General features: G+C 45.7%; 26 protein-coding genes. 23 read left to right on the top strand and 3 right to left on the bottom strand.

Annotated features, from left to right (window positions below):
• The 8 genes from NSS66_RS00300 (at position 1) to NSS66_RS00265 (ending at position 8,141) form a co-directional block, all read left to right on the top strand.
• Entirely contained in the window at positions 1 to 1,266 is a 1,266-nt protein-coding gene (locus NSS66_RS00300) for a TRAFAC clade GTPase domain-containing protein (RefSeq protein WP_023988391.1), read from the top strand.
• Positions 1,263 to 4,271, top strand: a complete 3,009-nt coding sequence (locus NSS66_RS00295; protein WP_340958198.1) for a GAP1-N2 domain-containing protein — start codon at positions 1,263 to 1,265, stop codon at positions 4,269 to 4,271. Before NSS66_RS00300 ends, NSS66_RS00295 begins: the two co-directional genes overlap by 4 nt.
• Positions 4,272 to 4,500: 229 nt before the next feature.
• The gene (locus NSS66_RS00290) at positions 4,501 to 4,968 is read left to right on the top strand and encodes a MarR family winged helix-turn-helix transcriptional regulator (RefSeq protein ID WP_340958195.1); all 468 of its coding nucleotides are present in this window, start codon (positions 4,501 to 4,503) and stop codon (positions 4,966 to 4,968) included.
• A gap of 93 nt (positions 4,969 to 5,061) precedes the next feature.
• Positions 5,062 to 6,444: an MFS transporter gene (locus NSS66_RS00285; RefSeq protein ID WP_340958194.1), complete on the top strand. Its 1,383-nt coding sequence runs from the start codon at positions 5,062 to 5,064 to the stop codon at positions 6,442 to 6,444.
• An 80-nt stretch (positions 6,445 to 6,524) separates the two neighbouring features.
• Entirely contained in the window at positions 6,525 to 7,094 is a 570-nt protein-coding gene (locus tag NSS66_RS00280) for a hypothetical protein (RefSeq protein ID WP_053325330.1), read from the top strand.
• 68 nt (positions 7,095 to 7,162) lie between these two features.
• Entirely contained in the window at positions 7,163 to 7,312 is a 150-nt protein-coding gene (rpmG, locus tag NSS66_RS00275) for a 50S ribosomal protein L33 (RefSeq protein ID WP_007430271.1), read from the top strand.
• Between the two features lie 95 nt (positions 7,313 to 7,407).
• Positions 7,408 to 7,878 (top strand): hypothetical protein, encoded by a 471-nt coding sequence (locus tag NSS66_RS00270; protein ID WP_069079659.1) that lies wholly within the window; start codon positions 7,408 to 7,410, stop codon positions 7,876 to 7,878.
• Positions 7,879 to 7,895: 17 nt separating this feature from the next.
• A complete protein-coding gene (locus NSS66_RS00265) occupies positions 7,896 to 8,141 on the top strand; it encodes a type B 50S ribosomal protein L31 (RefSeq protein ID WP_013310118.1) in 246 nt (81 codons plus the stop codon).
• A 111-nt stretch (positions 8,142 to 8,252) separates the two neighbouring features.
• On the opposite strand, the gene NSS66_RS00260 is transcribed toward NSS66_RS00265, so the two are convergent.
• Genes NSS66_RS00260 through NSS66_RS00250 form a run of 3 tightly spaced genes read right to left on the bottom strand, consistent with a single transcriptional unit; the run spans position 8,253 to position 11,362 of the window.
• Positions 8,253 to 9,356 carry a CobW family GTP-binding protein gene (locus NSS66_RS00260; RefSeq protein ID WP_049828476.1) on the bottom strand — a complete coding sequence of 368 codons (1,104 nt, stop codon included), beginning with the start codon at positions 9,354 to 9,356 and terminating at the stop codon, positions 8,253 to 8,255.
• 18 nt (positions 9,357 to 9,374) lie between these two features.
• On the bottom strand, positions 9,375 to 10,352 hold the full coding sequence (locus NSS66_RS00255; RefSeq protein ID WP_071558808.1) for a TIGR03943 family putative permease subunit: 978 nt from the start codon (positions 10,350 to 10,352) through the stop codon (positions 9,375 to 9,377).
• Positions 10,353 to 10,360: 8 nt separating this feature from the next.
• Positions 10,361 to 11,362 carry a permease gene (locus tag NSS66_RS00250; RefSeq protein WP_028542352.1) on the bottom strand — a complete coding sequence of 334 codons (1,002 nt, stop codon included), beginning with the start codon at positions 11,360 to 11,362 and terminating at the stop codon, positions 10,361 to 10,363.
• 234 nt (positions 11,363 to 11,596) lie between these two features.
• Here NSS66_RS00250 and NSS66_RS00245 point away from each other — a divergent pair, with 234 nt between their 5' ends.
• The 15 genes from NSS66_RS00245 (at position 11,597) to NSS66_RS00175 (ending at position 23,872) form a co-directional block, all read left to right on the top strand.
• Positions 11,597 to 12,676 carry a CobW family GTP-binding protein gene (locus NSS66_RS00245; RefSeq protein WP_340958187.1) on the top strand — a complete coding sequence of 360 codons (1,080 nt, stop codon included), beginning with the start codon at positions 11,597 to 11,599 and terminating at the stop codon, positions 12,674 to 12,676.
• Positions 12,673 to 13,782 (top strand): FecCD family ABC transporter permease, encoded by a 1,110-nt coding sequence (locus tag NSS66_RS00240; RefSeq protein WP_053325335.1) that lies wholly within the window; start codon positions 12,673 to 12,675, stop codon positions 13,780 to 13,782. The genes NSS66_RS00245 and NSS66_RS00240 overlap by 4 nt, the downstream gene beginning before the upstream one ends.
• The gene (locus NSS66_RS00235; RefSeq protein ID WP_053325336.1) at positions 13,779 to 14,567 is read left to right on the top strand and encodes an ABC transporter ATP-binding protein; all 789 of its coding nucleotides are present in this window, start codon (positions 13,779 to 13,781) and stop codon (positions 14,565 to 14,567) included. The genes NSS66_RS00240 and NSS66_RS00235 overlap by 4 nt, the downstream gene beginning before the upstream one ends.
• Positions 14,568 to 14,631: 64 nt before the next feature.
• Entirely contained in the window at positions 14,632 to 15,654 is a 1,023-nt protein-coding gene (locus tag NSS66_RS00230; protein ID WP_340958184.1) for an ABC transporter substrate-binding protein, read from the top strand.
• A gap of 217 nt (positions 15,655 to 15,871) precedes the next feature.
• Positions 15,872 to 16,579 carry a metal ABC transporter ATP-binding protein gene (locus tag NSS66_RS00225; RefSeq protein WP_025724201.1) on the top strand — a complete coding sequence of 236 codons (708 nt, stop codon included), beginning with the start codon at positions 15,872 to 15,874 and terminating at the stop codon, positions 16,577 to 16,579.
• Entirely contained in the window at positions 16,525 to 17,373 is an 849-nt protein-coding gene (locus NSS66_RS00220; protein WP_028542348.1) for a metal ABC transporter permease, read from the top strand. Before NSS66_RS00225 ends, NSS66_RS00220 begins: the two co-directional genes overlap by 55 nt.
• Before the next feature lie 52 nt (positions 17,374 to 17,425).
• Positions 17,426 to 18,412 carry a metal ABC transporter substrate-binding protein gene (locus tag NSS66_RS00215; RefSeq protein WP_279830571.1) on the top strand — a complete coding sequence of 329 codons (987 nt, stop codon included), beginning with the start codon at positions 17,426 to 17,428 and terminating at the stop codon, positions 18,410 to 18,412.
• Between the two features lie 333 nt (positions 18,413 to 18,745).
• Positions 18,746 to 19,108, top strand: a complete 363-nt coding sequence (locus NSS66_RS00210; protein WP_023988407.1) for a response regulator — start codon at positions 18,746 to 18,748, stop codon at positions 19,106 to 19,108.
• Positions 19,109 to 19,193: 85 nt separating this feature from the next.
• Positions 19,194 to 19,682 (top strand): hypothetical protein, encoded by a 489-nt coding sequence (locus NSS66_RS00205; protein WP_023988408.1) that lies wholly within the window; start codon positions 19,194 to 19,196, stop codon positions 19,680 to 19,682.
• 66 nt (positions 19,683 to 19,748) lie between these two features.
• Positions 19,749 to 20,132 carry a VOC family protein gene (locus NSS66_RS00200; RefSeq protein WP_023988409.1) on the top strand — a complete coding sequence of 128 codons (384 nt, stop codon included), beginning with the start codon at positions 19,749 to 19,751 and terminating at the stop codon, positions 20,130 to 20,132.
• Positions 20,133 to 20,286: 154 nt separating this feature from the next.
• Positions 20,287 to 20,481 (top strand): hypothetical protein, encoded by a 195-nt coding sequence (locus NSS66_RS00195; protein ID WP_028542346.1) that lies wholly within the window; start codon positions 20,287 to 20,289, stop codon positions 20,479 to 20,481.
• A gap of 12 nt (positions 20,482 to 20,493) precedes the next feature.
• The gene (locus NSS66_RS00190) at positions 20,494 to 20,829 is read left to right on the top strand and encodes a YolD-like family protein (protein ID WP_028542345.1); all 336 of its coding nucleotides are present in this window, start codon (positions 20,494 to 20,496) and stop codon (positions 20,827 to 20,829) included.
• Between the two features lie 121 nt (positions 20,830 to 20,950).
• Positions 20,951 to 21,295, top strand: coding sequence for a cupin domain-containing protein (locus NSS66_RS00185; RefSeq protein ID WP_028542344.1), 345 nt, complete (start codon positions 20,951 to 20,953; stop codon positions 21,293 to 21,295).
• Between the two features lie 66 nt (positions 21,296 to 21,361).
• Positions 21,362 to 21,943 carry a TetR/AcrR family transcriptional regulator gene (locus NSS66_RS00180; protein WP_226887689.1) on the top strand — a complete coding sequence of 194 codons (582 nt, stop codon included), beginning with the start codon at positions 21,362 to 21,364 and terminating at the stop codon, positions 21,941 to 21,943.
• 60 nt (positions 21,944 to 22,003) lie between these two features.
• On the top strand, positions 22,004 to 23,872 hold the full coding sequence (locus NSS66_RS00175; RefSeq protein WP_340958178.1) for an alpha/beta fold hydrolase: 1,869 nt from the start codon (positions 22,004 to 22,006) through the stop codon (positions 23,870 to 23,872).
• Positions 23,873 to 23,889: the final 17 nt, after the last annotated feature.

The raw sequence follows: 23,889 nt of genomic DNA, 5'->3' as shown, positions 1-23,889 counted from the left end.
ATGAGTTTTCTTAGCAATTTATTCAGAAGAAAGCCACAGGCAGCGCCAAGGCCGTTATTTTATGATATTGTGTGCCCTTATTGCTTTAGTAAATTTTCCCCGGAGGAAGTGGTATTCCGTGCTTCTCATCACCGTGAAGATGACGAGGACTACGCTTTGGGTGAAGATGAGCTGTTGAACAAATATCGGGAGCGTTTTGGTTTGGACAGTGTGCATGATATGGAGGCGATTTTGCATCCCCATGATGTCCCTGAGGAACATCGATTGTATTCTGATCATGTACTGACAGGACTGACCGACCGTTATGGCGAGCTGACGCGTCACCGACTGTGCCCGCACTGCCATAACGAACTGCCCGTGACCGCGGGTAAGGTGCCTAGCAATATCATTTCGATCATTGGAGCTTCGCAGGCGGGGAAATCTGTTTATATGACCTCACTGATTCACACGTTGCAGCATGTTACGGCCGATCATTTTGACGCGGCTTGCATGCCGCTCAATGCAGAGATCAGCCGAAAGTTCCGCACCATGTATGAGGAACCCCTATTTGAACGAGGGGATCTGCTTACATCGACACAAAAAGAAAAGATGCAGGAGCCTTTTATCTTCCAGTTTGTATTTAAGGATGAGGAAAAGCCGCCACTGACGCTGGTATTTTTTGATGTCGCCGGTGAGGGAATGGTAGATCAGGACTATCTGGGACTGCATGGACAGCATATTAAGAATTCTGCAGGTATTCTCTTTATGGTCGATCCACTGCAAATCCGCTCTATTCGGGAGCGCATTAAGATTAACCTTGGCGATAAGCCGGGTGAATGGGTCTCGCAATACGATGAACCGCGTGATGTCGTACTTACGATGTTCGGTGATTTTATCGCTTATCAGGAAAAAGGGAAAACGGATATTCCGACCGCTGTCGTCCTGACCAAAAGTGATATGCTTACTGCGTTGGCAGATGAAGAAGGCACATACATCAAGACGAACAGCAATATTTTTAATCCGATGGAGCATCGCAAATATATGGATTTGGATGAGTTCGCGAACATTGATGGCGAAGTTCGACGCTTCATCGAAAAGGTGGATAAGCCGTTCAAGGGCACGATGGATGTATATTTTACGGATACGGCCTATTTCGCAGTTTCCGCGCTGGGTAGCAATCCGGTGGAGCAAAAGCTGCAAGGGTTGGTTAGTCCGATCCGTGTGGATGAGCCATTCATTTGGCTGCTTTATAAGTTGAAGTACATTGAGGGGAGAGAATCACAGTGAGTTATTCTACCTCTCATTTAATACAACAGCAGATGTACACACGGGAACGGCGTGGTATTTTCCGTTCTACGGAAGGCTTCGATACAGTGGCTAATTCCAAAGGATTGGATGCTTCTTTTATTAAAAAGGTGCTCCATCCCTTATGTGTATATGATGCGCCTGCTGCTTTGACGGCGCGTGGTGAGAAACAGGAAAGCGTCTATCCGGAAGCTATACATCTGGTACGGACGGAGTCCGGGGATGTAGTGCTTGGCCGCAGTATTTATAAGGCCGCGGATTTTACTGGGCTGCGGAGCGCCTTTTTCACGCACAACTATGTGATTCCAGCCGGACATGGTGAATCTCCGTCTGACTATAAGCAGTGGCTGAACACATCCTTTGTTGATACCTATGATATTGAGCAGGGAACGGATTTGCCGGAATTGGAGCGTCTACCGGGTGGAAGTGTATTTCCGGCTGTTGACCCGTCTACAGTGCTGACTCAATTACAGCTGAGCGAAGAAGTGTTCAAACAGCTTTTATACGCAGTCATGATGTCCGCAGCAGGTCGCAAAAAGGTATATGTAGCGCTGAATGTTCCTGTAGAAGCGGTCGGATCTTCAGCCAAGCAGCTACTGGGTGTGCTGTATGCGGCACTGCCTTATGCATTTCGTAACAGACTCGGATTTCTTACATATGCACAGGAACCGAACAGCAGAAAAGGCATTCACTTGATGTTCGTTGAGCCTTTTAGTTTGCGTCCCGGTGATCGGAATGTGGAAAAGGACTTTGTATTTGACCTGTCTAACCATAGTCGAATACTTAATGTGGATGCAGAGCAGGTGAGACAGCCGTATTTTGACTGGATTGTTCGTACGTTGCTGAATGGTGAGACGCCGGACGATTTCTTCAAATTTGCCGAGCAAATGCTGACGGGTATGGAGGCCGGGCGTGATTTGACGCCATCCAGCTATCATGAGCTAATTACGTTGTACAGAATTGAGCAGGGAGAGCGGGCATTATACAACGAACAACGAATCGCTGTGTTACGAAGCTTGACTGATTATTTATCGCCACCCGATGCGCTGCCACGTAAAATGAGGCTGAATGATCTGTTTCTGTCGTTTTTTGATCATGAATTTGATCGGGTGAAGGATGGATATATTCCAGACGTAGGTCTAGTCGATAGTTTCAAGGACTATTATAAAGTTCATGCACGCAGCAGCGAAAATCGGTTGGTGGAATATTTAATCCGTTCGCTAAACAATGCTTATACTGCCAGAAATACGGAAGCAGTTACGTATATTTATCATACGATTGAAGAAAATCCATCATTAGGCAAGGCATATTTTACGAAAGTGTTGGGTAATCCAGCACTTACAAAAATGCTGTTCATTCCCTACATGGACAGTCAGATGAAAAGAACACCGGATGCCAAGGGACTGCTGGCTGTTGTGCACGAATGGGGCAGTCGGTATATTGAAGTGTCGGCGAATGCCGATTTTCAGCTTTTGGCAGAATCTGCGCTGATGGGCAGACTGCGTGCCGAAAGAAAACCAGTAGAGGCTGTGGCTGCCATTCACCAACGCTTGCGTCAATGGGACAGCAGCTCTGCCGTAGGCAAACTGTCCCCGCTGGAGCAATCTGGATTGACAGAGCGCTTGCAGGAAGCGTCGGATCGGTATTTACTTACCGAAGTAGAGCTAAAAGAAATATCACCCGATCAGGTCGTACAGATTCCATTTTTCACACGGCCCGATTTGGTGCAGTGGGTTGGAAAGCTGCCTGCTCCTCTCAAGGGACAAGCAGTGCGATTGATTGCGGCTTACGATTGGTTTAATACGGAGGAACCGGAACCGGCGGTGCTGGACGGCCTGGAGCCTGGCGAAGTAGAAAAGGTACAGGATTGGGCTTATGGCTGGCTGCCCCAGCAGCTTGCGGAAGGCCATTTTGCCCGTCTGTTGCCTGCTTTCTATCGTTCTGACGGGCCGGGAGAAGGAATATTGGACTTCGCTCGCCTAGTCGGTTCGATCCGCAAATGGGCGAAGGATAACGATACGATGTACCGTTTTATCCGATGGTCAGAGGAACACCCCGAGTTTGCTACTCCACGTGGCGGTTTCGAACCGGCGTATCGACGTGCGCTACTTCTATTCTTCCAAAAGGAAGGACGAGAGGGATTGCACAAAAAAACGCTGTGGCGTCAATATTTTGAACCTGCAAAGCCTGCTTTTAAAAATTTCTATTTGGCAGCAAAGCGGGAGACGGACACGCCCTTGGTCAAAACACTTCGTCGTTTCCGTAAAGGTGGGGTGATTTCCGGGATTGTGCTGATTGTCATTGCAGGTACGCTAGGTGGCCTTAAAGCAACCGGAGTGATCGGATCTGTTGACACACCTGCGCCTGTTGCTGCTCCGAAGCCTGTACAACAGCCTGTAGAGCCTACAGTGCCCGTAAAAGAGGAGCCTACGGCGATAGTGACACATGTGCCTAATACCAAGTCCACTACGAAAATGGTCAAGCTGTTGTTTGCGTTTCAGACATCGACAGAGCAGGCAGAATTTAAGCCGAAGAAGCTCGTCATTGTCGGGACGGATCAACAGGAGCACTTATACGAAAATTTTACGCTTGCTGAACAGAACGACAAGGAAGCAGCCATTAAAGCGAACAATGATCCATCCAGTGACGTAAACACTGGGAGCGCCACTACAAAAAGCACGACAGCAGATGGACAATCCACAGACAGTGATTCCACAGCCAGTGGTGGTACATCCAGCGGAAAAAGCGGCGATCAGTCTGGAGCAGTGACAGACAATACGGACGGAGGCTCGACTTCAGAGATTTCTACTGAGGGTAGTGGTAATGGAACCAACACAGACACTGACGCACCATCGGAGTATGATCTGAAGAAGTATCCTTATCGTACGCTGTTGACCATTTGGCAACGGCTGGAGCTGAATGATGCTAGTACGGTTACCGTTGATGGAGAAGAATATCCGCTAGTTCAAGTGAAAACTGCAGACTAAGCAACTATAAAACAGAAATGAATGATGAATGAAGTAAAAGACGGGTTTCCTTCAAGGGCTCGTCTTTTATTATGCCTATATTTACATGAAAAATGAATTCGTAATTTGAAATTCACCTTATCTAGTAAAACATCATTTTACGAAAGTATTGACACCAAGTAGACAGCTGATTAAAATTAGTTGGAATTCAAACTATTAAAATTAGATAGATATGGAGGTTAGTAGTGAGATGGGAAGTGAGGTGTATCCCGTTTGTCTTCCTTGGGAGGAAGAGAGCACGATGTATTTAATTAAATGGATTTTCACTACCGTCCGGCGCGAAATTGAAACAGCACTGCGCCCTTTGGGGCTCACCTCCCCACAATCGCAGACGCTCTATATACTGGCGATATCGCCTGGAGTCACCAATACGGATTTGGAAAAGCTATTGCTTATTGATAAATCAAGCGTTACCAGCCTGGTTAACGGGATCGTTAAGAAAAACTGGGCAGTACGCAAAAGTCACCCGGAAGATGCACGAATGAAGCAAATCTATTTGACTGAGGAAGGTTTGGAGATTCACAAGACAGCTGAACGTACCATTGAGGCAATTAAAAGCTCGGTAGGTGAAACATTATCTGTCGGAGAATCGGAGACGCTGCGCGGCCTGCTTAAAAAAATTCTCCACGATTACCGTTATGCGAACACCCGCGTTTGAGCGGATATATAGAGAGTTTGTCCGGATAGGGATATTCAAAAGCAGTGAAATACGATCTTAGATAAGAGGTTTACAGGAGAGGGAGAAAACCAAATGATAAATGAACAAACTTATCCCAATGCGGATAAGCTTATGCGTGTGTTGGCTTTCACACTTATTTTTTCAGTGATGAACGCTTTTATGTTTAATGTCGTTATGCCTGTGATTCGGGAGGAGTTTCATATTAGTGCTTCCGATGTAAGTTGGTTGCTGACTGGCTATATGATTGTGTATGCGGTTGGTTCAGTGACCTACGGCAAATTGGCAGATAAATATCGTCTTAAGGATTTGCTGACGTTTGGGATTATCTTTTTTGCACTGGGTTCGCTTATTGGACTGTTGGCCAATCAATTTTGGATGCTCATTGTAGCTCGTTTGCTTCAGGCTGCAGGGGCTGCTGTTATTCCGGCAACTGCTATGATCGTCCCAGTCCGTTATTTCTCGGCTGAAAAAAGAGGACGTGCTTTGGGTGTCACAGCAATCGGCTTGGCGTTAGGTACTGCACTGGCTCCGATTATTTCCGGTTTGATCACAGGCTTTGCAAGCTGGCGTTTTTTGTTCGTCATTTCCATGCTGCCACTGATCGCATTGCCGTTCTTTCGTAAATATTTGGACGATCAGCGTGGAGAGGATCAGAAGTTCGATTTTCTTGGTGGATTATTGCTGGGTGGAACAGTAGCCTTCTTGTTACTTTCGATTTCGCAAACCAATATGATGTTTTTTCTGCTCGGTATGGTGTTATTTGCACTGTTTATATGGCGCATTAACACTGCGCATGATCCATTCATCCAGCCGAAGCTGTTCCGTAACAAGCAATATTCATACGGGCTCCTTATCGCTTTTTTAGGGACGGGGATTAGCTTTGGATTGCCGTACTTGGCACCGCAGTTTCTGAACAGTCTCAATCAGCTTACGCCGGCAATAATTGGACTGGTTATGTTTCCGGCTGCTATTGCTTCGGCTCTATTGGGTAAAAGAGGGGGGCGTTTGGCGGATAGTAAAGGAAATTCGTTTCTCGTCTATACAGCTGTATCGCTTTTGTTCATCTGTTTTATCAGCTTGTCTACGTTTGTGGGTGCATCTCCGTATCTGATTTTATTTTTGCTTATTTTCGGAAACGTAGGTCAGACCTTCATGCAAATTGCCATGTCCAACACGATTTCTCGTACCTTGTCGAAAGACCAGATTGGTGTTGGAATGGGGCTGCTATCTCTGCTGAATTTCATTGCCGGAGCGATCACGACAAGTATTTTGGGCAAAACGCTGGATAGTTCGTCGTCCTTTCATTTGAATCCTGTCGTATCTAATGTGCAGGTGTTCAATTTTAGCAATATTTTTACGGTGCTTGCACTGATTGCGCTTGTGACGATGGGACTTTATGCGTTGCAATTCCGAAGGGGTTCACGCCGTAATACGCCTGCTGTTGAACAAGGATAAACATTTGATGCAAACTCATGCCAAAACAAGGGTATAATATAGAAGGAAAAGTTCATCTATGGAAGGACGGAGTGTCCGGCATGACAAGAAACCTTCAATATGTGCCCTATGGTTATGAGCCTCCGATCGAGACGCATAAAGGGACCATGGTCTACTATGATACGTTTGAGCAGATTACAGCCAGAGAGCTGGAGCTTTTTGCCGAAACGGGGGCTGCATTATCTTTTACAAAGCTGGTGCTGTATCCGCTACATGAAGAAACCGTCAGAAGAATGTGGAAGCAGCCGGTACGTTCGTATTACAAGCGGGTGGACGAGCTGGGAGAGTGGCAGCGGGAGCAGGCTTTGAGTGCTGTTGTGATTGAGAGTTGGGAAGGTAAGCGTAAAAAGTATACGCCGATTGAAGCAGCCATCCGTTTTTTGGCGGAAAAGTATACGACCCCACTTTTTTTGTACATGAGTCCTGAAACTGCAAATTTGTGCGCTTCCTATGCATCGTTTGGAGAATGGATTAGAAATGTCAGATTGCTGCTTTCGAGCGAACCCCAGGAACTTCATCCGAAGCTTGCACAGTACCGTAATCGCTGGAACACGGTAGAAGAAGCGACAAACCGTGACTCTAAGGTTGACAAAGCGGAGCATGAATTATAGAATAGAACTAATCGTAAAAATTACTATTGTAATTGTATACCATGTATTCCAATTAAGGAGGAAGAGAAATGCGCGTAATTGTTACCTTGGCATGCACCGAATCCGGTGATCGCAACTATACAACAACCAAGAACAAAAGAAATCATCCGGAGCGTCTTGAAATGAAAAAATACTCTCCGCGTCTGAAAAAGTACACGATCCATCGTGAAACTAGATAATTTGAGGCTTGCTATATAGCAACCTGAATGATCCTGCATCCTGAACGGAGCCTGTAATTCTAATGAATATAGGGCTTCATGAAAGGAGCTGCGGCATGATCTCTCCAGTTAACGATGAAGAAATCGTGTTAAGTTTGCAAAAGCCTGCGTTATGGAACCGGCGAAAACTTGAATTAGTCCAGTGGACAGAGCGTCCAAAGTTAAAGCTTGCACCTAAGAAAACGGCTTTTTATCAAGGCTGTATGATAGATGCCGAGCTACATGGCACGCTTTGCCTTTTGAATCGAAAGCACGTGGCTACCGAGTTCTCCTGTGCTGGTGTCAGCATTTGGGACGAGCCGGAGGACCATTCACTATATGCTTATATAACGATGAAGGCTGACGAAAGATCCGGAGCGTTCGTGCAATGGGCGATGCGATATATGCGGCATCGTTTGCTTGTCGTTTACGAGCTTGAGCGCAACCGTTATGATCTGTCGTCTTTTTTTCTGGGACATAACCGTTCCTTTTGCCAACTGATGGAGTATTGCGCCAGTACGTTTGAGTTTGAAACTAAAACTATATGAAAGATTAGGTGAAACTAATGAAAAAAGATATTCATCCAACATTGAACAAAGTTATCTTTTTGGACCCTAGCTGTGGATTTACTTTCCTGAGTGCTTCCACTAAATATTCGCAAGAAACGATGGAATGGGAAGATGGCAACACATACCCAGTTATCCGTGTAGATACTAGCTCCGCTTCCCACCCGTTCTTCACTGGTAAACAAAGAAACGTGGATATCGGTGGCCGTGTGGATCGCTTTAACAAAAAATATAACCTTAAGTAAGAACAGTCGAGCGTTATGTTTATGGATTATGCTAATAATCCGTGAACATCGCTTTTTAAAAACCCTCCTGCAGATGCAGGAGGGTTTTTTGTCTTAATCTAGACCTGTCATTTATAGCGAAATGAAGCACTGTTCCCATTGGTCGGTAATGGATGCTTTATCGAGCTGCTCCCCAATTAGCGTGACATATCCCTGACTCACGGGAAGTGCAGTAGGCTGCCACTCCAAGTGATTTCCTGAAAATTGCAAAAGCATTGTACCTTCCTGAGGAAGTACGCAATAACCTTTCGCTCGAAGCAGTGAGGAACCTAACCCGGTTAGAAAGTTTTCTAATCGTTGTTTTTCGAGTGGCTGAGGAGAATATTGATGCAGCGTTATGCTCTCCAGACGGGAGAACGAATGAGGCTGCTTAGGATCGTGGTTATGACTGTGTGTCGAAATAACTTTGAAAGCCGTACTTCTGGAGACACTACTGGTGCTTCCGATACTTTTGACGGGAATGGGGACGAACGGTGCATCTGCATCAGTGAGCTGGACCTGTGCAGGTGCTGGTTGAGGTGTCTGTGCAGGTTTCGCGGCAACGGATGCGGAGGCCAGAACAGGCTCTAGTAGTGGTTCAAGGTCAACCCGGCTATATTCAGTAGTTTGCAGCTTGGCCGTATCGTTGAGCTTGCGGATGCTCTTGACGACCTTCGTCACTTCACGGCTGCTTGCTGTATCCGTCTTGTTCACCACAATGAAGTCTGCGGTGCGCAGCTGTCCGTGCAGGGTGCGAACCAGTTCTTTATCAGCCGTAAAGCGGCTGTTGTATTCATGGAACAGCTCAGCATCCACAACACTGATGCTGTGAACCAGATAAAGCCGATCTGCCAGTAGAGGGGAGCGAAGCTCCTCCAGTACTTGTTCGGGGTTGGCTACCCCGGTGGTTTCCATGAAGATCAGATCTGGCTCCTGGCTGAGCAGGGTATGCAGAGCCCCTGCCAGCTCATTTCTTTTGCTGCAACAAATGCAGCCTTCTAGCAATCCTTCTACTGTTACGTCAGGCATTTCCTCTGAAATTATAGCGCTGTCTACATCATATTCGCCCATTTCGTTCATTAAAACAGCAGCACGAAGGGGGATTTGGCGAGTATGGGCTAATAGGCGCAAAAGTAGTGTTGTTTTGCCGCTTCCAAGAAAACCACTGATTAAAATAACAGGAACTTTATTCATCATTTTTCCTCCTTGGTGGGTTTAGTGTGCTGTGTTCAAGCGATCAAAGGTAGCTACCGAGTCTGCTTGGGTATAGACATAAGGGGATTCTGGCTGCTCGACAGCGGTTATTTTTTCGGATCGAATTTCAAGTACGGGAGCGTTGCCCTTTTGTGTGGCATGCAGTGTTCCTTCAATGGTCACCCAGGTATCCTTGTCAAAGGACGGGGCCTTCTGGGATTGGACGATGATCCCGAATGGCATGGCATCGGCAGTACAGCACATGACGAGGAATCTTCCTACTGCAAATAGGCCTTTACCCGGCAGGTTGTCGTCTTTATAGACAAAGCCAGTCACCTGTACTTTCTTTCCTTCAAAAGCTTGTTTATATAACTCAATGGCTCCAATAGTTTCGGAAAAAATCTCAGGCTTGATCTGTATGATAGGTTGCTGATACAGGCGTTTCGCCAGCTCGGCGAATTCTACATTGTACTTGTCAGGCGGAACGAACAGCTTATCCAGCGTTTCCTGACTCCATTTTCCCTCTGGAGGGGACGAAGTTGGGACGGAAGATGCAGTTGATAAAAGGGAGGCGGTGGATGCTTTTGTGGTCTGTGTATCCGTTTTTCGTCGGATATCCGGGTTGGGATACGTGAAGGACATGCCTTTTTTGGCGGCCATATCACTACCAAGTGCCTGATTGGGCAGCAGAGAACCGAACAGGAGCGGGATGAGTAGCATTCCATATACGAGTGTTTTTTTGAACCAGCTTTGCGGCAACGGATGCTCACAATCACATACATCCTCACCGTCCCGCTCCCCGATGATTCCGTGCCATGCCATCGCCAATGCGATGAACAAGAGTGGTACAGGACAGAGTAGGAGCAGCTTTTGCATATGGGGAGCCAAGTAGTAATGAAGTGCATTCGTGCGGCTTAATGAGACGATGTACACAGCCAATCCGATCAGGAGCAAGGAGCGCATGCCGTATTGCCAGCGAATGCTAAAGGTTGAATTCACGTTTGTATTCACCTCCCTAATAACCATTCAGCAGCTATAGAACCCACTAGGACGAGTGAAACAATGAGCAAGCCCAGGATGGCGACAAATTTGGTGCGGAAGGTGCTTAGCAGCATGAGCGTGCCTTTGAAGTCTAGCATCGGACCGAGTACAAGAAAGGCTGCCAGCGGACCCAGTGTAAAGGTATGTGAAAAAGCAGTGGCTACAAAGGCATCGGAGGTGGAACACAGCGACAGTATGTAGGCAAAACCCATCATAAAGGCGTACGATCCGACCGTTCCGTTGCTTAACGAAAGCATCTCATCACGTGGGATGAAGGTTTGGATGCAGGCTGTTAATAATGCGCCGATAGTGAGATATTTACTCATGTCCAAAAACTCGTCACCAGCATGTACAAAAAAGCCCCGCCATGTGCGACTATGCCGATGAGTCTGATTGTTCTGCTTTTGCTGGTTAAAAGAGAGCAACGACCGTTTGAGCGGATGCACTCGTACAAAGGCATACACGATCAGCCCGATGATCGCGGAGACGGCAAAAGCCAAACCCATTCGAACGGCAGTGACCTCGGGATGGGAAGGGAAAGCCATCATCGTCGCAGCCAGTACCACGGGATTGATAATGGGCCCGCTTAAAATAAAAGTGATACCCATATAGGCAGGCATTCCCTTGAGCATTAATTGGCGAACGACAGGGATCATGCCGCATTCACAGATGGGAAATAGCATACCTAGTAAGGAGGCCAGCAGGACACCCGGTACAGGATGCGCAGGCGCTATTTTGCGAATCCATGTCTCCGGTACAAGCCACTGCAAAAGGGATGAGACGAGCACACCGATAAGGAGAAACGGAACAGCTTCCAGAAAAATACCCATAAATACCGTTTTTAACGGTTGCAGCTGCCCCATATCTAACAAACGAAGCCACTGGGGAGATAGCGTGACAAGCACAGGGATGAGAAAGGCAAACGGAATTATAAAAGGCAGCATCTTCAACAGCGTACTGTTTTTCATTCCACGTCTCCTTGAGAATAAGGGTTCTTATCTACATCCTATGTCTGTAGAGGGACAATCATGCCCGCTGGATTGTGCTTGTATCACCTCCTATATTGACAATTCAAAGAGTGGTCGTATATATTTATGTTTATTATTAGTAATAATTACGATTAATTTCTGATAAAGGATTGCAAGAAGGAAATTTTTACGGTACGATCCATATTAAATGTTGTAAAGACAAGGAGGGGTTATATGATACCGATTGTTGTTTTATCCGGTTTTTTGGGTAGCGGTAAAACCACTCTTCTTCAGCATGCGCTGGCTTACTACAAGGAGAAGGGCTTCAAGCCAGCCATTTTGATGAATGAGTTGGGTGATGTTAATCTGGACGGCAGTTTGGTGAATGGCCAGGCACCCATGAAGGAAATGCTCAGCGGTTGTATATGCTGTACCATTCGCGGGGATTTGGGCGTCGAGCTCATGAATCTTGCTGATGAATATAAGCCGGACGTGATTATTGTAGAATGTACCGGAGTGGCTAACCCGATGGAGATTGTAGATGCAGTGACAGACGCCTCCATCTATTCCTCTATGATTTTACAATCCGTTATCACGGTCATAGACGCGCATCAATTTCTGGACTTTGCCTCGGGGAACGAGAGAAGCAAGTCGCTTCGTTTGATGCAGGATCAGCTTCGGTGCGCTTCCAAACTGATTATTAACAAGACCGATTTATTGGCTGCGGGCGAGTTGCAGAAAGTACAGGCCCTCGTAAAAGAGTTAAATCCATATGCTCTGACTGTGAGCACGCAACGAAGTGACGTGGACGCGGGTATTTTTTTCTCCACTCAAGGAGAGGAGCGTATGGACGTTTTGCGGCATAAGGAATCCGCAGTTGATATTGAGAGTGAACATCCTCATTCGGAAAATCATCTGCACACGTATGATCATGATGACCATACAGACCATCAGTCTCATGATCACCTTGATCACGCCCATGACCACGAACATGGGGAGCATTATCATTCCTACGACCATGTAGTTGTTCACACGCATTTCTTTGGACAACCTGTGCCACGATCCGAGTTTGAACAGTTGTTCCGCAGTTTGCCAGCTGAAATTTACCGGGCCAAAGGAATTGTGCGGTTTCTGGAATCAGAGGGCCAGATGATGTTTCAATTTGCCTATCGGGAGCTGGAAATCATTCCGATCCGCCCGCAAAAGCCAGTGAACGATGTAGCGGTTGTCATGGGTGAGAATTTCTCTGCTTCCGAGATCGAGGGACAATTGAGAAAGCTGGAAGCGGCCGAAAAGCCATTGAGTAGTTCATGACTTCGAGAACGAGCAACCTTAATCCATCACAACATAATTCTCGCGCACACCTAGCGGGCAAGCCTACTTGGGGATTTACAACAATTCTGCTGCTGACTGCTGGGCTGTTGCTTTCGGTCACACTCGCGGTTATGCTGGGTCCTGTAGCTGTCGCACCGGGGACGATATGGCGAATTGCACTGTCCCATCTTCCCTGGCTGGACCAGTGGATACCCGTGACATGGACCAAGCCTGAGCAATATATCGTTTGGGAAATCCGCTTTCCACGCGTGCTGCTAGGTGTTGTCGTAGGAGCAGGACTTGCTGTTACAGGGGCGACTATACAGGCATTAATCCGTAATTCGTTAGCAGATCCCTATATTTTAGGAGTCTCGTCTGGGGCTTCGGTAACAGCCACGTTGGTGATTGTGTTCGGAGCTTTCGGATTTTTAGGACGACTTGCGCTGCCTTTATCTGCTTTTATAGGTTCGTTAACTGCAATGCTTATGGTGTTCGCGTTATCCCGTGTGGCTGGGAGCATATCGACGACCCGCTTATTGCTGGCAGGGGTGGCGGTGTCTATGATGCTGTCGGCAGTGACTAGCTTTATCGTTACGATGGCCCCGAATGAAAAAGGCATTCGTGACGCGATGTATTGGATGATGGGAAGTCTGGCAGGTGCTCAATGGGATACGCTTTTTATTCCAAGCCTCATTGTAGCCGTTGGAACGGCTGTGCTCCTGACCCGATACCGTTCGCTGAATGCTTTGCTAACGGGTGAAGAGACCGCAGTAACGCTCGGTGTGAACGTACAGGCGTTCCGCGTATTACTGGTTGTTATGGCGTCTCTTTTAACAGGGGCAGTCGTATCAGTTAGTGGCTCGATTGGCTTTGTCGGGCTTATGATTCCGCACATCGTTAGGCTGGTCGTAGGATCAGATCATCGGCGCGTGCTGCCTGTCAGTCTATTGGCGGGAGCTATTTTTGTCGTGTGGGCTGATGTGTGTGCCCGGCTCCTGCTGGCTCCCCAGGAGCTGCCGATTGGTATTGTGACGGCTGTGTGCGGAGGACCCTTTTTTGTGTGGCTGCTGCGTCGTAGTTCCTACTCGTTTGGAGGCGAAAAATGAATATAGAAGTCGAATGCGTGACCTTCAGTATTCACGACAAACGGCTGATCGACGGCATCTGTCTCCAGGTAAAAGCAGGGGAGCTGGTCGGATTGATCGGTCCAAATGGCAGCGGGAAATCGACGTTGCTCAAAAATATGTATCGTGTGCTAAAGCCTGACAGTGGTTTGGTTACGTTGGATGGCCAGGATATGCTGCGGATGAAGTATAAAGAGACGGCCCGACAAATGGCAGTGGTGAGTCAGGATGCGCCGCAAACGTTTGATTTTTCAGTACGGGACATCGTGCTGATGGGGCGCCATCCGCATAAGAAACTGCTGGAAGCAGATACTGTCGTCGATCATGAACTGGTCGAGCAGGCGCTGGAGCGGGTAGGCATGGATGCTCAGGCGGATCAGGGCTTTGCCACCTTGTCCGGCGGAGAAAAGCAACGGGTATTGATCGCCAGAGCTTTGGCCGGGCAGGCGAGATTTCTTGTTTTGGATGAGCCGACGAATCATCTGGATATCAGGTATCAGTTGCAAATTTTGGATTTGGTCAAAACACTTCGGATAACTACGATAGCTGCACTACATGATTTGAATTTGGCGGCATTTTATTGTGATCGAATGTATGTATTAAAAGAAGGCAAAGTGGTAGCCTCTGGCATAACGGAGGATGTGCTTCAGCCAGACCTGCTGTGGAGTGTATTCGGTGTGGAGACAGAAATCTGCATTCATCCAAAAACCGGGAAGCCGAATATTACCTTTTTACCGGATTCTCTCAGGAGAGGAGGCTATCCATAACGTCAACAGAAAAGGTGATACGATGAGGTAAGATATACTACAAATAAAAGAGGAGACGGTACATATGAAAAAATATAGCAAGCCCGCGTTACCGCTGGTTATGCTCGCTTTGGCGATGATGCTGTTGTTATCAGCCTGCGCAGCAGGAAACACAGCTCAAACAAGCGATCCATTGGCAAACGGGCAGCAACCTGCCGCATTGCAATCGGCAACCAATAAGACGTCGGTAGAGCTTGAGAACATGGGCGTTAAAATGGCATTTCCCGAGGCGCCCAAACGCGCGGTTACATTGAACCAGCATGCAACTGAGGTTATGCTGGCCCTTGGACTGGAATCCTCTATGGTAGGAACTGCGTATTTGGATGATCAGATTTTGCCAAAATATAAGGCTCAATATGACAAAATCCCGGTACTGGCCGGACAATATCCGTCCAAAGAGGTGTTTATGGCCGCTGCACCGGATTTTGCCTATGCGGGCTGGAAGAGTGCCTTTAATGATAAAAATCTGGGTTCCCGTGAGGAGCTAGCCAAACAAGGGGTGCTGACCTATATACAGGAGTCCTCAAATAAACCGGGTCCCACGTTAGAAGATGTGTATCAGGATATACTAAATATTGGGCGTATTTTCAGGGTTGAGGAGCGTGCAGAAAAGCTGGTAAATGACATTCGTGAACAAGTGCAGTCCATTCAGACTCAAATTGGTGTTGTTGAACAGGCACCCAAGGTGTTTGTCTATGACAGCGGAGAAGACAAGCCCTTTACGGCTGCCAACAATTACCTAACGTCTTTGATTGAAAGTGTGAAGGCGAAAAATATTTTTGATGATATTGACAAAAGTTTTACCGAGGTAAGCTGGGAAGAGGTTGTGAACCGTAACCCTGATGTGATCGTCATCCTCGACTATGGTGATACTTCACTGGCGGATAAAGAGAAGCTGCTCCTAAGCAAGCCTGCGCTGGCTGGTGTGGAAGCGATCAAAAACAAACGGTTTATAGTACTGCCATTATCCGCAGCGGCTGAAGGCGTGCGCGCTCCGATCGCGTTGAAAACCTTGGCGGCAGGCTTATACCCGGACAAGGTGAAGTAAACAAACAAAAGAGTTTCCAAAACATTGACGAACCTTGCCTAAACTGTTAAACTTGCTAATGCGTAAAGGTTACGTTTATCAAACGCTTATTTTTTTATTACCAAATCGTAATAATTACGGTAGATGGTTTAATGATCATAAACGACCTGGAGAATCTGCGCAAATGATGATCGCTCAGATGGCTCCAGGCTTTTTAAAGGAAAAGGAGATTTGCGTCATGTTATTGGCCTCATTGGAACAGGTCACATTTGGCTACGGAGACGTTCCTAACTTGGTGGATGCCAATGTTGAAATTTTTTCGGGAGAATTTGTAGCTATTACCGGACCGAATGGTGCTTCCAAATCAACCATGCTCAAACTGTTGCTCGGCTTGCTTCAGCCTTGGAAGGGCAAGGTGTTCATGTCTAACCGTACAGGTGAAGGCAAAAAGCTCGTTGTTGGATTTGTATCCCAACAAATTGCTGCTTTCAATGGCGGATTTCCAAGTACGATTTTGGAATTTGTCCGTTCAGGAAGATATACTCATGGCTCTTGGTTACGCCGTATGCGGTCTGAGGATCATGATCTGACTGAGCAGGCGCTGCGTCAAGTAGGCATGTGGGATTTGCGTCACCGTAAAATCGGAGAATTGTCGGGTGGACAGAAGCAGCGTATTTGTGTGGCAAGAGCACTCGCTCAGGAATCGGATTTGCTCATTTTGGATGAGCCTACGACCGGAATGGATCAGGAAAGCCGCCATCATTTCTACGATCTGATGAATCAGCAGGTTAAGGAATATGGAAGAACTGTGGTCATGGTGACCCATGGACTATCGGAAGTGCAACATTATCTGGATCGAATTATTGAGCTTGAGAGGAAGGAAGATGGCGGATGGAAATGCTGCACTACGACTTCATGCAGCGGGCATTTTGTGCCGGTGGGGTAATTGCACTGCTGGCCTCGGTGCTTGGAGTTTATCTGATGCTACGGCGTCAGGCTCTCATGGCGGACATGCTATCGCATGTATCGCTGGCAGGGGTGGCAGCGGGTGCCTATTTAGGCATTAACCCAACGATAACTGGATTTATTGTTGCCGTAATCGGCGCGATTATCGTTGAATACGTCCGCAGGTCTTATAAAACATATAGTGAGATATCTGTGGCTATTATTATGGTAGGTGGCCTCTCGACGGCCGTTATTTTAATGAATCTGAATCAGAGCATCAACAAAGGGTTTTCCGCTTATTTGTTCGGTTCGGTAGTAGCGGTCAATCAGACAGAGCTGATGTTGATGATTGTAGTGGCTGTGATCGGAGGTATTTTCTTTTTTGTATTCCGGCGTCCATTGTATCAGATTACCTTTGATGAAGAAACGGCGAAGACTAATGGTCTTCCTGTCAAGTCCATCTCATTTGCATTTAGTATTTTAACAGGGATGATTGTAGCTGCTGCAATGCCGATTGTCGGTGTACTGCTTGTCTCCTCACTCATCGTGCTCCCTGCGGCGCTGGCGATTCGAATCGCACCGAGCTTCGCGGCAGCCATCTGGATATCTATGATCACTGCATTGATCGGCGTATTTATGGGTTTAACGGCGTCGTATGAACTTAGTACACCCCCAGGGGGGACAATTGCCATGGTGCTGTTATTATTCCTGATCGTAGGAGCTGGTATTCAAAAGCTGGTCCGTAAGCTGGGCAAGCAGCAGGCTTCCCGACGGAAGAATGCGACAGGCCAGTGAGTGTAATTACAGTGAGAGTGACTAAAAACTAACACATAAAGGAGTAATGAATATGAATACATGGTTCAAAAAATCATTTGTATTGTCTGCGGGACTAGCACTTATTTTGTCTGGCTGCGGAGCCAAATCTGATAATACAGCTACAAATGCTTCCCAAACCGAGCCGAATGCGGCACAAACAGCAGACAAGCTGAATGTGGTCACCACTTTTTATCCAATGTATGAATTTACCAAGCAAGTTGCTGGAGACCATGCTAACGTAACCGCGTTGATTCCTGCCGGTGCTGAGCCGCATGACTGGGAACCAAGCGCCAAAGATATGGCACAGGTTAAGGATGCTGACGTATTTGTTTATAACGGTATCGTCGAAGGTTGGGCAGAACAGGCTTTGAGCAGCGCGTCCAACGATAAGCGTGTTGTAGTTGAAGCGAGCAAAGGGTTAAACCTGATGGAAGGCACTGCTGAGGAAGAAGGAGAAGAAGCACACGCAAAGGAAGGCCATGATCACGATCATGTGCTGGACCCTCATGTATGGCTTAATCCAGTCTTGGCCCAAAAAGAAGTAGAGTCCATTGAAGCAGGGCTTGTGGCAGCCGATCCGGCAAACAAAGCTGATTATGAGAAAAACGCTGATGCTTATATCGCTAAGCTGAAGGATCTGGATAACGAGTTCAAAACAGGTCTGAAAGATGTAAAACGTAAAGATTTTATTACGCAGCATGCTGCTTTTGGTTATTTGGCTAAGCAATATGGTCTGACCCAAGTACCTATTGCCGGATTATCTCCGGAACAAGAGCCTACACCAGACAAGCTGGCGGGTATTATCAAATTTGCTAAAGAAAATAATGTTAAAACGATTTTCTTTGAAACTCTTGTTGATCCGAAGGTCGCTGAGACCGTAGCTACTGAAATCGGTTCAAAAACCGATGTACTGAATCCGCTCGAAGGATTGACGGATGAAGACAAACAGAAGAACCTGGATTACCTTGGTGTAATGAAAAACAATCTGGAGGCTTTGAAAAAAGCTCTGAATGAATAAGGAATTCTTAAACGAATAAGTTTAAAAACTGACGTCGGAATGATACCGGCGTCAGTTTTTTTATAACTATCTAAGAAGATTGTACTTTCTGGGCTAGTGCTCTAGATACAGTAGATATATAGTCCTTTGTAATTTGCTTTTCAGAAATGATTTACGTCATTGTGAAACGTTTTTTTGAAAACTAATTCTGTAGTAGCTAGTTTCAAATTTCTTTTATAATTCATTGGTAGCGTTTTTATTTTTACAGATTCTTTCTATTAATATTACTAGTTTATTCACCGATATTGAAGTTTGGGCGTGCATATCATTTGACAACGGATTGGAGAGGTTAATTTGGCAACAGTTATAGTAGTGGATGACTCTTTATTTATGCGTTCTGTGCTTAAGGATATTCTTTTGGATTTAGGTCACGCTGTTATTGCGGAAGCAGAAAATGGGTATGATGCTGTTTTGAAATACGCACACTTTCGTCCCGATTTAATCACCATGGATATTAATATGCCTAAGATGGACGGACTTGAGGCTGTTAAAAAGATTGTAGAGCTTGATCCCCAAGCCAATATTTTGATGTGTTCTGCTTTGGGGCAGCAGGAAGCGATTATAAAAGCATTTCAGGCAGGTGCAAAAGACTTTATTGTTAAACCATTTGAGATGGAAAGGGTCGTGAATGCAGTCACAAAAATGCTGGGGAGTTAAGGAATCAAGATTTTTAATACATAAATATTGAACATGTTAAAGCGAGAATTCCATGCTTATTTTCACGAATATGGAGATGAATAGGATGAGCAATCGAGTGTTGTCTCAAAAAGTATTTATAGACGAACTGATCGCTACGATCAAGAATGGAGGGCTTGTCCCTGTAAATTATGAACACCTCGTCAGCGAACAAAGGGAAAGAATGGATGCTCTTAACAATGAACTTACCCTTCGTATTGAGGGATTAGAGACCGACTTGATCTCTGCTTCGACACATTCCATTCCTTTTGCCAATGGCGAAATTATGTTTCTTGCTCGCTATATTGTACTCATTGGGGATCATACCGAGGGATACTTTGTGTTCTATCGAGCAGAAGACTGTGAAAGTCCAGAGGAATATCAGTTTTTAACAAGCTCTTATCAACTTCCACATTTATTACTTGAATTATCTCTTTCTTTAAAAGAACATGGTACTAATGAGCCGCTTGATATTCTGACTTATTGGAATGGCCCTGTCTATCCGCTGAAAGATTTGAATAAAGAAGATATTAAGCTATCCACCTATGAATTTTAAAGTGAGGAGATGGGATTAGGGCCATCGAGGTTTGGGAATTACTTATACAAAGGAGTTGAAAAATCAATGATTAGTAAAGTCGGTCAAATTATGTTGTATGTAAATAACCAGGATGAGGCACTGGATTTTTGGACAAAAAAAGTAGGATTTAAAGTAATTTCTGAAGAAAATAATGGTCAAGGAATGAGATGGATTGAAATTGCTCCTGCAAAGGGTGCAGAAACAAGCATTATTCTCCACAATAAGGAATTCGTTGCTAAAATGTCACCTGAATTAAATCTCGGTACACCTTCTTTAATGTTTTTTTCGGAAAATCTTGATCAATTATATGACGACTTATCAAATAAAAATGTCAAAGTTGGAGAAATTGTAACTATGCCTTTCGGAAGAGTGTTTAACTTTGCAGATAATGAAGAAAATTACTTTGCTGTAAGGGAACGAACTAAATAATAAATTTTTGTAGAAGTTAAATTTTTAAGTTCAGATTACATTGTTACGAAATCCCTTGAGAGAGTCAAATCCCTCAGGGGATTTTTTTACATTGATAATCAAACGCATGTTCGCATATAATACAAACAAACGTTCTGATAAGGAGTGAAGGATCATGTTGGAAAAATACGTGGGGCAGATCGTGGAAATCGTGTATTTGGATCGGAAGGGCAAACTGTCTCATCGGCGTATCGAGGTGCATCGTGTGCAGAATGGCTTGATACGAGCCATCTGTTTACAGACAGGCCAGCCACGTGTTTTTCGATTAGATCATGTATTGGCATGGCATCCGGTAACCAGAACAGCATAGGAGGGGCTTACGATGGGGAAAAAGCTTGAAGGAAATGGCATATGGGAAAGCTCACGCATGATTTTGCCTGAGCATCGGGAGGCATATTTAAGACTGATGAAGGAGCAAGGAAGGCGCGGCAAGCCAGCACTGGACGATCAGGAAATGCAGCAGATTGAACAGGCCATTATCGTATCCTATAACGAACGTAAGCCTATTACGCTAAAAGTGTTCAATCCATTTGATGATGAGGAGCTGCGTGGACTGGTCACAGTAATTAACACAAGTCGGCGAGAAGTGAAGCTATCCCGTGGGGAAGAGGATTTTAGCTGGATTAAGTTGGAGGAAATTATCGAGGCGCATATATAAAAACAGTCTGACTAAGTCGGAGTGTTTTTTACATTTGTCCCGCCGTTTTTTAAAATTAAGATTGTAGCTCTATGAATCCATATTTAAAATAAAACTGTAATTGCAAAAGGAGGAGTTCAATATGAAAATAAGTAAAAATAATGCTGAACATTATATATGGGGAGATCAATGTGATGGTTGGCGCTTGGTGAAAAATAATGATTTGAGCATTATTCATGAGCGGATGCCCGGAAATACACATGAGGTCAGACATTATCATCATCATGCGCGCCAATTTTTCTTTATTTTATCAGGTACAGCGGTACTTGAAGTGGATGGTGAACGAATCCAATTAGGATCTCAGGAAGGGTGTGAGGTTCCTCCTATGGTGCCTCATCAAATGTTTAATGAAACGAATCAGGATGTTGAATTTTTGGTTATTTCTCAGCCTGCGAGCAGAGGTGACCGGGTTCTGGCCGAAAAATAATATTTTGGAGTAGACATGTTCCAGCGAAGGTTGACAAGTCTTTTTTAGTACCGTATAGTGCTAAATATGATGAAAAAAAATAAAATCACGAATCGGGATGTTGTTCTGCGCATCGCCACCTCATTGTTTCTTACCCAAGGATATCATGCAACAAGTATGGATGAAATTGTGGCTGTGAGCAATGTGTCCAAAACGAACATTTACTATTATTTTAAAAGTAAAGAAGAGCTACTTTCAGCCATTCTGGATCAACTGATTCAAACGTATAATGAGATGATTTATGAAGTTGTTTCGCGTAAGGATCAGTCTGTTCAGGAACGTTTTGAAATCCTTCTTCAATTGCTGACAGAGCAAGAGACAGATTGTTTGGGAGGCTGTCCCTTTATTACTCTTTATACGCAAATGCCTCAAGATAGCGCCTTGTTTCGGAATAAAATAAGCCAGTTCTTCCAAAGCCAAATCACTACCGTAGAAATATTGCTGAACGAGGGAAGGGAAAGATTAGAGATTCAGGCTGAACTTCCTGCGAGGTCGACGGCCCAATTCATCGTCTCGGCCATTGAAGGTGCGCTCTTTCTGCAGCATGCAAGCCAGGACCCGAGCATACTCGAAAATTTAAAATTTACTTTAGCACTTCTGCTAAAGTGATTTTTTTAATCTTTATTAGTACTACTAAGTACTAAAAATTAAAAAAGGCAGGTTTCGTATATGGCACATATCTTTATCACGGGCGGCACAGGGTTTACCGGCATGCATACGTTACGACAACTTTCAAAGGCGGAACACACTATTACCGTCCTGGTTCGTTCGCAGCAGAAGTGGGAACAAATATGCAGACAAATGGATTTGGAGACAGCATGGCATATCGGGAAATTAACACCGGTTATTGGCAATTTGAGTATACCTGCTCTAGGATTAAATCCTGTTGACAGGCAACTCGTGGAGACAGCAGATGTGATAATTCATGCAGGAGGTCCGATGGATATTCTGCTGGGAGAGGAGGATGCGAGAGCAGCTTTTCTACAAGCAGCAGAAGAAATGATAACGTTGGCTACACATATTCATGCGAGCAAAGGGTTACGACATTTTATCCATTTGGTTGGTTACAAAAGCCCTTTTAATGATCATAACTGGATTACTCCCGAGCCCATCATCGATCATTTGGAACAAGCGCCTCCATATGAACGGATGAAATTTTTGGCTGATTTGCGTATTCGTCAAGGAGCACACAAGGAAGGATTTCCGCTTTCGGTTGTCCATTTGAGCGTTGTCATGGGTGACTCAGAGTCTGGGGATACGCCCCAAACTGGTGGGCTAGGCATTCTCGTAGGTTCTACAGCGCGCAAGCTTATGGGACTTGTCCCCGGCGGAAAATCTCATTGGCTTCCCTTGGTCCATGTAGATCATGCAGCCGAATTGATCAGTGTTCTTACGAAGGAATCACATCCTGCTAGTGAAACATACTACTTGATGGATGACAGGCAGCAGAGTCCAACGATGATAGAGCTGGGAACGAATATGGCGAAGGAGCTTCGTGTCTGTAAACCGCTCGGTTCGATCTCGCCAGCTTGGCTAACCAGTATACTGGGTACTCCTCTGGGCCAAAAGTTAGGTATTCCGAAGGAATCACTCGATTTTATCGTGGATGTGGACTACCCAATGGATGCAGCACGAGAGATTCAACGTAAATACGGGTTGTCACAGGCGATGAACAAAAGCGTGTTCCCATTTGTCATTACTGATCTTGATTTCAGGATTGCTCATTCCACCATAGATACAGATGGATATGTCCGCAACAGACGTGGGCCATTAGCTACCCTGGAGCGAAGGGTGAAGAATGGAAATCCAACGATCGTATTAGTTCACGGTACTTTCAGCGGGGCAGATTGTTTGATACCGCTGGCAAATCAATTTCCGGAATCCTCTGTTTGCTTGGTGGATCTTCCTGGTTTTGGCCGTTCCCCATACCATCATAAGGAGGATGTACTAGAAGGCCACATTGAATCGTTAGTGCAGGCTATTCAGGCTTTGGAAACGCCAATCTGCCTTGTAGGTCATTCGTTCGGCGGACTACTAGCTGCTAAGGCATGGGAACGCGTACCTGAGCGTATCAGTAGCTTACACCTATTGCAGCCTGTATTGCATACTGCTCCGCGCAGATATCGGAGCGCACGAATTACGGAGAGTATGCTAGGCAGACTCAGCGAGTCAGGCTTACGCAAGCAATTGCTTGCGCAGACTTGTTTTGAAAGTATCGACGATATCCCGCCAGCATACATCACATATGTTCTTGAAGAAATGCGTTCCCCACGCGTAAGAAAGACGACTGCGCAAGCCCTAGCCATGCTAACCAAGTCCGATAGCTTCCGGTCGGTCCCTGAGATATCCGAAAGAATGTATAAAGAGGAGGTTTCGATTCTATGGGGTGTGAAGGATCAGATCTATAAGTTGCCCGAGCCATTTCATGCCCTGCATACGCTGAATATTCCGGCAGCTCATCATTTTCCGATCTCGCAACCGGAACGAACAGCGCAATATCTAAAGCAGCACATACGACAGAATAACGTTAGTGTATAAAAATAAAACCAGCCTAG

This window comes from Paenibacillus sp. FSL R10-2748, from assembly GCF_038005565.1.
In the GTDB taxonomy this organism is placed as follows: Bacteria; Bacillota; Bacilli; order Paenibacillales; family Paenibacillaceae; genus Paenibacillus; species Paenibacillus polymyxa_B.
This window is presented reverse-complemented; position numbering and strand designations above follow the sequence as displayed.